12 protein-coding genes and 2 pseudogenes are annotated in these 12,253 nt (G+C 33.1%); 1 reads left to right on the plus strand and 13 read right to left on the minus strand.

Translation table 11 applies throughout. From position 1 onward, the window contains the following. Position 1: 1 nt before the first annotated feature. From B6K90_RS12325 to B6K90_RS12340, 4 genes are all read right to left on the minus strand, one after another. Positions 2-574: a histidine phosphatase family protein gene (locus B6K90_RS12325; protein WP_088013062.1), complete on the minus strand. Its 573-nt coding sequence runs from the start codon at positions 572-574 to the stop codon at positions 2-4. A gap of 73 nt (positions 575-647) precedes the next feature. Next, the gene (locus B6K90_RS12330) at positions 648-929 is read right to left on the minus strand and encodes a YlbE-like family protein (RefSeq protein WP_088013063.1); all 282 of its coding nucleotides are present in this window, start codon (positions 927-929) and stop codon (positions 648-650) included. A gap of 11 nt (positions 930-940) precedes the next feature. After that, entirely contained in the window at positions 941-1,354 is a 414-nt protein-coding gene (gene ylbD / locus B6K90_RS12335; protein ID WP_088013064.1) for a spore coat protein YlbD, read from the minus strand. A 115-nt stretch (positions 1,355-1,469) separates the two neighbouring features. Beyond that, positions 1,470-2,513, minus strand: coding sequence for a CAP domain-containing protein (locus B6K90_RS12340; RefSeq protein ID WP_088013065.1), 1,044 nt, complete (start codon positions 2,511-2,513; stop codon positions 1,470-1,472). A 176-nt stretch (positions 2,514-2,689) separates the two neighbouring features. On the opposite strand from B6K90_RS12340, the gene B6K90_RS12345 reads away from it, so the two are divergent. Further along, entirely contained in the window at positions 2,690-3,061 is a 372-nt protein-coding gene (locus tag B6K90_RS12345) for a YugN family protein (RefSeq protein ID WP_088013066.1), read from the plus strand. A gap of 69 nt (positions 3,062-3,130) precedes the next feature. Here the strand turns inward: B6K90_RS12345 and B6K90_RS12350 are convergent, their stop codons facing one another. The 9 genes and pseudogenes from B6K90_RS12350 to ctaF form a co-directional block, all read right to left on the minus strand. Next, positions 3,131-3,595: a DUF420 domain-containing protein gene (locus B6K90_RS12350; RefSeq protein ID WP_088013067.1), complete on the minus strand. Its 465-nt coding sequence runs from the start codon at positions 3,593-3,595 to the stop codon at positions 3,131-3,133. A gap of 11 nt (positions 3,596-3,606) precedes the next feature. After that, positions 3,607-4,506 carry a cytochrome c oxidase assembly factor CtaG gene (gene ctaG / locus B6K90_RS12355; RefSeq protein ID WP_139840723.1) on the minus strand — a complete coding sequence of 300 codons (900 nt, stop codon included), beginning with the start codon at positions 4,504-4,506 and terminating at the stop codon, positions 3,607-3,609. Positions 4,507-5,017: 511 nt separating this feature from the next. Then, positions 5,018-6,085 (minus strand): ethanolamine utilization protein EutH, encoded by a 1,068-nt coding sequence (gene eutH, locus B6K90_RS12360; protein ID WP_088013068.1) that lies wholly within the window; start codon positions 6,083-6,085, stop codon positions 5,018-5,020. 70 nt (positions 6,086-6,155) lie between these two features. Beyond that, positions 6,156-7,221 (minus strand): annotated as a pseudogene (locus tag B6K90_RS12365) (M24 family metallopeptidase). Next, positions 7,221-8,321: a M24 family metallopeptidase gene (locus B6K90_RS12370; protein WP_088013069.1), complete on the minus strand. Its 1,101-nt coding sequence runs from the start codon at positions 8,319-8,321 to the stop codon at positions 7,221-7,223. Before B6K90_RS12370 ends, B6K90_RS12365 begins: the two are co-directional and overlap by 1 nt. A 369-nt stretch (positions 8,322-8,690) precedes the next feature. Continuing rightward, positions 8,691-10,379, minus strand: coding sequence for a sigma-54 interaction domain-containing protein (locus B6K90_RS12375; protein ID WP_088013070.1), 1,689 nt, complete (start codon positions 10,377-10,379; stop codon positions 8,691-8,693). A gap of 146 nt (positions 10,380-10,525) precedes the next feature. Then, positions 10,526-10,818, minus strand: a pseudogene (locus B6K90_RS24160) (AraC family transcriptional regulator); the annotation flags it as partial. A gap of 437 nt (positions 10,819-11,255) precedes the next feature. After that, the gene (locus tag B6K90_RS23715; RefSeq protein WP_167555354.1) at positions 11,256-11,411 is read right to left on the minus strand and encodes a hypothetical protein; all 156 of its coding nucleotides are present in this window, start codon (positions 11,409-11,411) and stop codon (positions 11,256-11,258) included. A 500-nt stretch (positions 11,412-11,911) separates the two neighbouring features. Next, a complete protein-coding gene (gene ctaF, locus B6K90_RS12385; protein ID WP_088013071.1) occupies positions 11,912-12,250 on the minus strand; it encodes a cytochrome c oxidase subunit IVB in 339 nt (112 codons plus the stop codon). Positions 12,251-12,253 lie beyond the last annotated feature (3 nt).

Raw genomic sequence — 12,253 nt, forward strand, 5'->3', positions numbered from 1 at the left:
CCTAAGCCTTTATATGATCAGATATATTAAATTCATTTATCTTCCATTTACCATCTTTAAATTCAATAAAATTTGCACAAGCATTTTTTAAAGTTGTCCTAAAGTTAACTTTCTCAGGATCAATCGCATGTAAAATTGCCTTAATTGTATGAGAGTGTGCAACAATTACAACTCGTTTACCTTCATAATTTTGAGCAATGTTTTTTAATGCACTAAACGCTCGATCAATTAATTCTTCATTTGTTTCCATTCCTACTACATTATTATTATAAATGTTTTCATGAAAATCGGAAACAGGTTTTCCACTAGCCTCACCAAATTCTCTTTCTAAAAATCGTTCATCCTCTATAATTTCATCAATTTTAGAAAACTCTGCAATTGCCTGTGCAGTTTGTTTTGCCCTAATTAATGGACTTGTAATAACCCGATCCCATTTTTGAGCACTTAAAAACAAAGCACTATCATTCGCCTGTTGTTTACCTATCGTATTTAAAGGAATATCTTCTCTTCCTTGAATTATATTGTTAAAATTCCAATCAGTTTGTCCATGTCTTACTAAACAAATTTCTGTCATAACTATTACTCCTTTTTAAAACTTGTTTCTTCATTGTAGCAAAAAGCTATGACAGATTGAACTATTATACTTTTTAATCTTCTTTTGATTCAGCATCTAATGATTCACTACTAGTACTTTGTTGATCCTTTAATACATGGAACATATCAATCATAAACGATGCCATTTGAACTTGATTTGACAATTTATCAACTCGTTGTGGAATAGTTTTACCAAAAAACTCAAGGGAAGCCAGTCTAAACTCATCAGTAAGCTCAGGATTTCTAGAAAGTTTACGATACCATTTTGGTTGTTGTCGTAAAAATTTTAAGTAATCTTCTTCGCTCTGAAGAAATTCCAAAACATCTTTTCTCACTTTAGATCTCCTCAATCCTGTCTAAAATTAAATTGCTGTGACACTGGCTTTTCTTCTCTTTGATTAGTTGAAGTAGCTGGAGATTTAAATTGTGATATAAGCTGTTGAATATTAGTTAAAGTAGAATTTACATTTGTTAAATGGTCTTGAATTTGATCTGGATCTAAATTTTTCACAAAAGAAATTACCTTTCCAACATAACCTTCTTCCGATTGTTCCTTTTTAGCAGTTTTCTTTTGAGACTTTGTATTATTGTCATTTCTGTATTCATCCCACATTTCATGGTCTTGACCTTTGTAATACCAATCTTCAAAATATTGTTGCCATGTTTTTTTACCCGTTTTTACTTCCTCACGAAGTTTTGGGTGTTCCATAACGAATTGCCTAAATTGTTCGATAGATGGACGATTATTTTCATTTCCCATTCATATCACTCCAATTAAAAGCATTTATTACAAAATTATGTCTTTTGAATAATTTTGTGCTTGTTTGGAAATAAAAAAATCAAGCACTAGCTTTCGCTTTTGCTTGATTTCGTCATTATTTTATAAAATTTTGAGTGTAATATTTATTAAAAGCTCCAACACCAAGTGTGGTATATTCTTTTTTATACATATTTACTCGATGACCTTTACTATTAATCCATCCATATACAGATGCTATCCCATCAACATAATTAGCCGATATATTTTCACCAGCAATTCTGTATGGAACATTTGCATCATTTAAACGATCAGCTAAACTACCATATAAATTAGAATAGTGATCAAAATATTTATTTTGAACCATATCTTTACTATGTCCTAGGGCTACTTTGGCAGCACCAGTATTCCAATTTAAAGGACTTAAATTCATTCTTTTTCGATAAACATTCGTTAAATTAAATATCTGTCTCTCTTCTTCACGATCAACGATTGCTTCTTGAAATGAATTTAATTTTTTTGCATTTATTAAATTACCACTATAAATTAATTCGTACGGTTTTTGCTTAACTAAAGTTTCTGGTGATAAATAACGAACACCTAATAAACTTCCGGTAAAACGGTCAAAATAAAGTTGAGCAAAACAATTATTTAATGAAACAAGTGGACGTTCATGTAAATCATTTGTCGATAATTTAAAAGTATATTGATTACTTAAAATCGAAAATGAGACTTTATCATGTAAAGCTATATTATCCATTGTTTCTTCATAGTGACTACCCATTACAAATGGATTAATATCAACTTTATTACCAGCAACAAAAATTGTTACAACTTTGCCATTTAGTACACCAAATTGAGTATACTTTGTAACATCCTTATCATAAACAAGCCAATCATAGTCATATTGAGAAGGAACCTTTCTTGACGGTTTACCAAAGGTTTTTAATATTTCTTGTTCACTTTTACCAATATACTGAGAAACTGAGTATGTAACATTTTTAGTACTTGCATTTTCAATCATTGGCATATTCACTTCTTCTACTTTTTGATATTGTTTAAATGATGTCATATTGGTGATCCAATCTTTAATAAGTGGACTGAACATAAAAACTGTTATAAAACTTATTGTAAAAAAGAAAAGTTTTATAAGCTTTTCCATTTAGATCTTCCCTTCCCAATTGTTAACTCTTTGTCTATATATCCATTGTAGCCAAATTATTCAAAAAAATATATAAATTAGTTAAAATACATTTATCAGCTTTTCATTGCTAATTATTGTCATAGATAATATTATATTAGTAGGGATTTTTTCTAAGTAATTTAGGGGGTAATAACATGAAATTTGAGAATACAAATTTAGAAAATCATGTATTAAATGTAAATTTATTAACTGAAATCATGGAAGAATTAGGCTTTGTCCTTGCTGGTCAATGGGATTACGAAAGAGTAACTTACGATTATAAATTTGAACAACGTAATGAAATCTACTACTTACGTGTTCAAGGTTTCGCAGTAGAAGGACATGTAGAGTCAAGTAAAGGTAAAATCCAATTACTTACTCCACTTTTAGGTAAATACTATTATCCTCACGGTGTAGAATACGGAGAAGGCGAAAACTTCCCTGAAAGTATCGTTGAGAAAAGTAAAGACTTACTTAAAAAAGCTGAAGAGCAAATTTCTTTAGTAAGCAAGTTCATTATTCTATAATTATTAAAAAGAGTGAGTAAAAAGAAGTACAACTTCTTTTACTCACTCTTTTATATTTACTTTTTTTACTTAAAATCCTAAAACCGCTTTTATAACTGAAGTAGTGTCTCCACCTTTGTAGAAAACGTACAATAAACAATAAACTACTACACCTGTAATTGCGGTAAAAAACCAAATAATACTAGTAATTGGTCCAATTTTTTTGTGTAGTTTTAATTTGTTTTTAAAACCTGAAATAATTGAAACTAGACCAAATACTCCGCCAGTTGTAGCTAAGAATATATGGAAAAACAAAAAGATATGATAATACAACTTTAAACTTTTTGGTCCCCCAAATGAAGTATTTCCAATAAATATTGTTCTAGTTGCGTACACAATGAAAAATGAGAGCGCAAATACTCCAGCAAAGAACATAACTTTCTTATGTCCTTCTACATTTCTTTTTGCAATAAGAGACCAGCCAATTGCAACTAATATGGCGCTAATTACAATAAAGCTTGTACTTATTGTTGGTAAAATTGGTAACGAATTCAAAATTTCCACCCCTACGATTTTTTAAGCAATAACGGATTACTACTGATTGGATCAATTTTATTTCCATTTTGTTCTCTTTTAGCCCATTTGAAGAAATTGTATCCAATAACAGATCCATAAACTATTTCCTGGATAATTTTCATGATAACTCCGCCAACCTGCTGATCTTCCCTTGCTGACATAAAGTTAAATACTTCTGGGCCTGAAATATTTAGTGATTTTAATAAATCTGGTGATACACATAACTCCATCGCTTTACTCCATAATACTGGATCATTATAAGTCGCGTAAAATGGATGTCCTGCAAAAATAATAAGTGCACATGCTGGTGTTAATAAAATACCATTTCCAAACATATAACCAATCTTTTGGATATCAGATAGGGTCTGTCTCTCAGGTAAGTTATTAATAACAGGAAACCACATAAATACTGCCATGAAAAATAATATATTTGTAAATAAGAAATGATAGACATTATTCGTTTTTACAGTATCAAATACTAACGGGTAATGGTAAATCGAAAATACTACATTAAAAATAAGTAAAGCAATTAATGGTTTTGTAGCAAAATTAAAAAACGAATTAACGAATTTTGGTTTAAGTATGTTTCTCCATAACCAATTTGGAATACCATTAATAAGAAAGATCGGTGCAACTAAATATAACACAGCCATTTCAGTCATATGTGCACTAAAGATAATATGACCAATTAAATCAATTGGACTGCCTTGTGCAATATAAACTAACAAAATTCCAATTACGAAATACACCTTTTGTTTAGTCTCAGTAAAATGGTTTTTATCTTTAAATTTATTAATTATGTAAAAATAACCTAAAATGACTAAAACCAAAAACACAAATAAATATGGACTCCAAAGTGCTTTAAACCCGAACATCCCTAAGCTAATCATGAATGCACACCCTTTAATTATTCTATTCACACTTATTATTTTTACCTAATGTTTAAATTAATATTGGACTATGTAAATATATTGTAGATTTTTACAACAATAAACAAAAACTTCACAAAGACAAAAAAATATAAACATTACTTCTATCATATAATATTTAATGATAATATCCAAACTATTATACTACTAAATTATATAACAGTGATAACGGTTTATTCAAATTAAAATACGATATGAAAATGTTATTCATTTTTAAATGATAAGTATTTATAGGGAATCCATATCTACGAAAAGCCAAACGGTGATTTCCACTGAAGGGTGCTAGCTTTCTATAGGAGATGATTCTTGTGCCCCCACGTTGCGTTTGCTTTTGTGTGGGCCTCACTTCATCTCCTATAGAAGTATTTCCAATCTCTTTCTCTATTGATATTAATCATTTAACAGAAGGTACAAAAGATATTGTTGTCGGTACTTCAAAAGTGATGATGAATTTGATCCAACTATTCAATCCTTATTGACGTTTTGACACTAACAAAGCCAATGCAGCAGCCAAAAACCCAGCTGTCAGTTTGCCGACAATCAGCGGAATGACAAAATTCTTCTCCACACCCGCTACAAACCCTAAGTGACTTCCAAAAACAAATGCGCCGCTTACGGCAAATGCCGTATTTATGACTTTCCCACGGTCGTCCATCTCGTGCAGTGTTGCAAACATAGGTATGTGGTGAGCGAAGCAGGCAATGAATCCCCCTAATGCTTGTTGATTCATACCTAGCTTAGTTCCGAGTATTGCAAAAGGCTTTTTTAAAACTTTTACTAACACAAATACAAATGGAAACGCACCGGCAAGTATGATTGTTATTTTTCCAACTGTTACAAATCCTTCTGAAAGCGGCATCATACCTGGAATAATAACGATACCTGTTAAAGTTTCAATGATAATCGAGATAAGACCAATGATAATTACTATTTCAATTCCTTTACCAAACCATTTAAAACCACGGATCATCACGGATTGAGCGAATAACATTCCTATGCCAATCAAGACAGATATGAGGATTGAAGGAATCAGATTTTTCACCATCCAAATTAAGCCAAATCCTGCTACGAATCCTCCCGCTAAACATCCAAATGGAATCGTCATGAGCCCAACTAAAATTCCTTTCGCAAAAAAGGGATGATCATTTTTATGAACGATACTTAATGCAACCGGAATAGTAAAAACAATAGTTGGTCCCATCATCGTTCCTAAAAACACCCAAGAAAATAAAGCAGCATCACTCGATTGAGCCATTTCATTTGCCAATGAGTATCCACCCATATCAAGAGCTAAAAACGTAGATGAAAACATCGACGGATCCGCTCCAAGAAATTGGTAGATAGGGGATACAATCGGTATTAACCATTTTGCTAACACAGGCGATAGTGAGATCATTCCAACCATTGAAAGGGCTAGTGCTCCCATAGAATTGAAGGCTTCCTTAAATTTTTGTCCGACTCCATACCGATTACCCAACAGATAATCTATAGCTGCTAGGACCATAAATCCCGTCATAATATATAAGATGATTTCATTCATATCGAATACGCCCCCATTAAAAAGAACGGTCATCTTTATAAAATTCATTAGATGACCTGTTCAATACTTTTTATAAGATAATTAAGTGCCTAGGAGAATGGGTAATGATTTCATAACCATTCTCAGTTACTACAAGATCATCTTCAATCCGGCAGCCACCCCATCCTGGGATATAGATTCCTGGCTCGACGGTAACAACCATACCAGTTTGAAGATTTTCTACACTTTTGTCAGAAAGCCGGATCGGTTCGTGAACTTCCATACCTAACCCATGACCCGTTGAATGTCCGAAACTTTTTTTAGAATCCTTTTACTGTAATATATTCTCTCGTTAAATCGTCGATCGTTTTCGCTTTTGCACCTGCTCGAATTCCTTCTGTTCCTCGTTTTAGAGCTTCTAATACGATGTGATAAATGTTGTGGAACTCATCCGAGCAGTTTCCAACGACAATAGTTCTCGTAATATCAGAGCAATAACCATTGTACAATGCACCAAAGTCAAGGGTTACCATGTCACCATGCTCGATCACTTTTTCGGAAGCCAATCCATGTGGTAGGGCAGCCCTCTTACCAGATGCAATAATAGTATTAAAGGATGATGAAGTTGCCCCTTGCTTACGCATAAAAAATTCCAGCTCATCACGGATTGCTAATTCCGTAACCCCTGGTTTTATGACATTCAAAATTTAATCAAACGCCTGATCAGAGATTTTAGCAGCCGTTCTCATTAATTCTATTTCTAGCGACTCTTTGATTTCTCTAACCTTTTCAACGATATTTTCCAATTGGAGCCATTGTACATCTCCATACTCTTGTAACGTAGAGAACGTCTTCAATGTCATGGCATTTGCTTCAACAGCGACCTTTTTAAGACCTTGACGTTCGATTTCATTGGCAACTTCTTTTTCAAGATTACCTTCATGGACGATAATCTTAGCGTTTTTCACTTCATTTTGGGCCTGTTCAGCATAGCGGAAGTCAGTGATAAAGGTAGCAGCTATTTTTGAAATTAGCACCATACCTGCTGAACCTGTAAAACCTGTTGTATATCAACGATTTTCACTCTTTGTAATTAATATTGCATCGACATTGTTCTCTAAAAGCTGTTTCTGTATTTTTTCGATTCTGTTCATTATCATTTAGCTCCTACAACCATTAATTTTTTTGGAAACTTCGTTAATACTTCATTCCCATTCTCTGTAATGACAACATCATCTTCAATACGAACACCACCAAGGCCATTAAGATAAATGCCAGGTTCAATGGTGATGACCATTCCTGACTTCAATAATCCCTCATTAGCATCGTGCATAGAAGGTGCCTCATGAATATCAATACCAAGGCCATGACCAATTCGATGTGGAAAAAAATCACCGTAGCCAGCCGCTTGAATGACGCGTCTTCCAGAGAGATCAACTTCACCAATTCTTGTTCCAGGTTGAGAAGCATCCACCCCAGCAAGATTGGCTTGTAAAACTGTATTGTAGATATTTACGAGTTCACTATTGGGATCACCATAAATGACTGTTCTTGTAATATCAGAGCAATATCCCTTATATTTCACACCTATATCAAATAGGGCAGTATCTCCTTTTTTTAACTTATTGTCTCCTGATGCTCCATGTGGGTTACTTGCATTTTGTCCAAACAGTACAATGGGAGGGAATGACATTTCTTTAATCCCTTTTTTCTTTAATTCAAATTCAATTTTCCCTAATACTTCAAGTTCTGTAATGCCTTCTTTTAAAGCTTCAATACCCACTTGTACTCCGTAATCAGCAAAAGCGGCGGCTTCACGTAAAACTTCAATTTCAACAGCATCTTTAACTAGTCGCATTTCTGTAAGTATAGAATCTAGTGATGCAAACTCTACTTCACCAAAAATCTGTTGCAGACTTTCAATGTAAAGATAGGAAATATCATGCTTCTCAACAGCAAATAGTTTCATTTTGTTTCTGCTTTCAATCACGTGACGAACAAGTGCCCACGGGTGATCGGAATCTGTGTAACTTAGAATTGGATGGATCCAGCCTGCTTCCTTTATCATTTGAACTTCCATTGCCGGTGTAATAAAAATGGGTTCGTCATTTGGGAAGACTAAAATACCTACAAATCGTTCGTGCGGATCGTAATCAAAATTCGATAAATAGTAAATATTTTCACGCGATGTGATCAAACCACCTGGAATACTTTGTTTTTGTAAAAATGTTTGTAATTCTTGCAATCGATTCTTCATGATCATTTCTCCTTTAATGTATGGATTAAAAATAGACACGAAATATTAAAGCAAGTTCTGTGCCATTTTTATAATCTTTTATTTAGAGGATTTTTCAGGAAATGGTGTATATGTTTTTAGACACTGTATAACGCTTAGTGTCTAAATATTTAGACGGTAGATTTGAAGAACAGTAGAGCATGCTATAAGTGGAGTTTTATTTGAGATAGGGAGCTTACTTACGGGTAGAAGAGAAATTCTTTCGGTAAGGGAAGATAACTTGAAACTAACTTTGCATGACGTTCGTAAACTTTTGATTTCAAATTTCTAAATCAGCCCAGGAGTTTTTACGCTCGTCTAGGCTAATTTAGAGACAGAGGCAATTTGTTCTTAAAGCTCAATCTGTAATTTTTTCATTTTATTGTATAAAGTAGCTCGAGAAATTCCTAGTTTTTTTGCAGCTGCTTGCTTGTTGCCATTCTCAGTTTGAATAGCTTCAATGATTTTATTTTTTTCAAAATCATTTAGATCATCTTGTAAGGAGTCATCGTATCCAGTCGATAACAATGCAGATTGTAACAGCTTTGGCGGTAAGGATCCAGCAGAGATGGTTCCTTCTGCTGACAATAATACTAATCGTTCGATAACATTTTTCATCTCCCTCACATTTCCAGGCCAATCGTATTGTAATAATGCGGAAGTTATCTGAGGATCAACGACAGTAATCGTTCGATGATATAGCAATGAAAACTCATAAATAAATTGATGAAGGAGCTCCATAACATCTTCTTTTCGTTCTCTCAGTGGGGGAATCGTAATAGATAGAATGTTAAGACGATAATAAAGGTCTTCTCGAAATGTATTAGCTTCAACCATTGCTTCTAAATCCTTATTTGTAGCAGCGATGATTCGGCACCTAGCTTTCAGTTGCTTTGTACCACCAACCCGGTAATACGTTTTATCTTGCAATACTCGGAGTAACTTCACTTGCATATCCAAAGGTAAGTCACCAATTTCATCCAAAAAAAGTGTTCCTCCCTGCGCTAACTCTATTTTTCCTTTTTTACCTTTTGCATCTGCACCGGAAAATGCTCCCTTTTCATAGCCGAAAAATTCACTCTCAAACAATGATGGTGTAATCGCACCACAGTTCACAGCAATAAATGGAGAGGTTGATCCACGATAAAAATGTATAGCTTTTGCGAAGACTTCTTTTCCAACCCCAGTTTCACCTAATAATAAAATGTTCGCACTTGTTTCAGACATTTTCCTTGATAATGAAACTGTTTCTTTCATCAATTGACTCGATCCTTTAATTTGTTGAAAAGAATCATGCGACAATTGCAGCCTTGAAACCTCCTTCTGCAGTTTAAGAATTTTGGAGGAAGCATTCATCAGTTCTTGATTCATTACCACTTGACTCGTAATGTCAGTTTCTGCAGCAACTGCACCTACGATTTGATCATTGATAAAGATCGGACTACTATTAATCATGACAAAGAGATCCTCACGTGGTTTATGCTGATGATGACGAAAAGATTGACCTGTTTCCATCGTAACTTTATTTAATAACATATCTTTTGGAAAAAACTGCTCCATTTCATTCCCGATAATTTCTTCTTTGGGAATTGAAAAGATCCTCTCAGCACCATGAGTCCAAACAACCGTTTTTCCAGCTTCATCCACAATCGAGACCGAACCATCCATTGTATCAATCATCGTTCGAAAATAGGCCTCTAAATATTGATAAGATTCAAACACTTTAGAAAGTAAAACACTAGAATCGATGTAGCCCTTGATTTTTCCTTCTTCATCCGTGATGACTACAACACCTGATGTTTGCACTTCTTGAATCACGTCTTGAATAACAGCTTTTTCATTGAAAACAGACGCTTTTTTCCAATAAAATTCATTGATATTCTTGCTTTTAAAATGAAGATACTCATTTATCGTTAACATCCTGACTTCACTATGATGCTGTTTAATTATAATTGCTGTTTCATTATTGTCATCCATATCAGAAAGCAAAGAGAAATTTGTTTGCAACAAATCTTCTATACTCGGAAGAAGATGTTTCATGATCATTCCACCACCCAATTGTCTATTTTTCATATTACTCGATCATTTGCTGAGTTTGCTTCATAATTAATATCTTGTGAGTACTAACATTCCAATCGTTCTGGAATTTTTTGTTTTTTGTATGCTAATGGTGTCAAGTTCATCGACTATCGGAATTTATGAGCTATTTAATCCTAATTGATAAGAAACATCAGTGACATTAGACTCTAGTTGTTGTATTAATATTAAACTTTTTTGAATTCGATAATCAGATACATAGTTTAAAGGTGTTATTTTTTAAAATCCGTTTGAAATATCGACAACACTCAGATCCGCTTAATTGACCAGCTTTTACAATGTCGTCTAATGTTAGCTGTATGCTGACGTCGATTTCATAGAATGGTGAATTTTGTTTGATCAACTGATTGAATTTTAAAATATAGCTTAAAATGTTATTCGCCCGAAACTCCTTGGATCTAAGAATAAAAGAATCATGTTGGTTATATAAATATTTTCGTCACTAGCATTTGGTTTTTAAAAATGTTTTTAAACCACATCATGAACAAGAATACACTTCCATTTTTTCGCTGCTAATAACTGATTATTTTTATGGCTTTTAGTTTAGCATATTTTAAGCAACTGTACCGCCTTTAAGACAATAAAAAACGGACTACCGAAGTAGCCCAGATTTAATAACGCATGCGCTTGTGATGTATCAAAATTTATTCATAAATAACTTGGTTGAAATGGAAATAAAACTGGGTATAACTAAAAAAATCAATTTTATCTACTAAAAAATCACCTTAGGATACAAAGCTATCTTTTCCTTGTCTGACCTTGAAACCTTCACATATTTTTTTGGGTCAACAATTTCTCGACTTATAGATATCGGTTTCCTTAATATCGTTTCCTGTACGCCTTGCCTTGAATTGGAATATCCATGAAACCTTGTCCGCCCCAGATTTTATGCTCTGTTAATTTATCAATACTCCCACTTAGGTCCACTTTTTCTTCCATTTCAATATCATCATCTTTAGGAATGTCCATATCCATCGTTCAATCACCTTTTCCATGATCGTCTGAAACCTTTCAATACCCATTCTAAATTTTTTTTACTAACGGCTTTATAGTTTTCTTCCTCTGATCATTCTTATACCAATAAAAATGACACCTGAAAATGACATTACCATTAGAGGAGAAAATCATTTTTGAATCAAGTTTATTAATTTAATAAGATATATAATTTAATGGGTAAAATAGAAAAGGATTTAACAGAGAAATGAAAAGAAAGGATGGATGTAGATGGACTATTTAAAAAACAAGTCCCCGAAAACGAACATTAATTGTCCAAATTGTAATTCAAACGTTTCCATTAATGACAAAAATTCAAATATTAGTAATGAAATTCAAGAACATTATTTATATGAGTGCCCAAATTGTGGAAAACCAGACCTTTTTTATAATAAAAAATAATTGTATTGTAACCCATTACCGGTCATGAATATATGAATTCATAAAAAGAGGAAGTGAATAAAATTCACTTCCTTTTTTCATCATAACCAGATTAGTGTTAAGAATGTTAATAGTGTAATTACAGCAACTGTAAGTCCTGAATATAGGAAGAATGCTTGTGTGCTGTGACCTTTATTTTTCATGTGCATGAAGTAATAAAGTTGGAACACTAGTTGTACTACAGCAAGTAATAAAATGAATGGTACTGTAAAGTATGGATCCATTTTATCTCTGTATAATACTGCAGCGAATGATGCAAGTGTTAAAATGATCATTAATGCGAAAGAAATTAATTGTTGTTTCATTTCTTCTGCATGTTTACGTCTGTGATACTTTATTTCAACTTGATTTCTTTGATGAGAGTTTGTATTTGTACCCATTTT

The sequence above is a fragment of the Gottfriedia acidiceleris genome, from assembly GCF_002128425.1.
Taxonomy (GTDB): Bacteria; Bacillota; Bacilli; order Bacillales; family Bacillaceae_G; genus Gottfriedia; species Gottfriedia acidiceleris.

Bases quoted from the DNA above. Each gene is read 5' to 3' on its own strand.
- B6K90_RS12325 (WP_088013062.1), bottom strand. From the start codon at position 574: ATGACAGAAATTTGTTTAGTAAGACATGGACAAACTGATTGGAATTTT.
- ylbD (WP_088013064.1), bottom strand. From the start codon at position 1,354: ATGGGAAATGAAAATAATCGTCCATCTATCGAACAATTTAGGCAATTC.
- B6K90_RS12340 (WP_088013065.1), bottom strand. From the start codon at position 2,513: ATGGAAAAGCTTATAAAACTTTTCTTTTTTACAATAAGTTTTATAACA.
- B6K90_RS12345 (WP_088013066.1), top strand. From the start codon at position 2,690: ATGAAATTTGAGAATACAAATTTAGAAAATCATGTATTAAATGTAAAT.
- ctaG (WP_139840723.1), bottom strand. From the start codon at position 4,506: ATGATTAGCTTAGGGATGTTCGGGTTTAAAGCACTTTGGAGTCCATAT.
- eutH (WP_088013068.1), bottom strand. From the start codon at position 6,085: ATGAATGAAATCATCTTATATATTATGACGGGATTTATGGTCCTAGCA.
- B6K90_RS12370 (WP_088013069.1), bottom strand. From the start codon at position 8,321: ATGAAGAATCGATTGCAAGAATTACAAACATTTTTACAAAAACAAAGT.
- B6K90_RS12375 (WP_088013070.1), bottom strand. From the start codon at position 10,379: ATGAAACATCTTCTTCCGAGTATAGAAGATTTGTTGCAAACAAATTTC.
- B6K90_RS23715 (WP_167555354.1), bottom strand. From the start codon at position 11,411: ATGGATATGGACATTCCTAAAGATGATGATATTGAAATGGAAGAAAAA.
- ctaF (WP_088013071.1), bottom strand. From the start codon at position 12,250: ATGGGTACAAATACAAACTCTCATCAAAGAAATCAAGTTGAAATAAAG.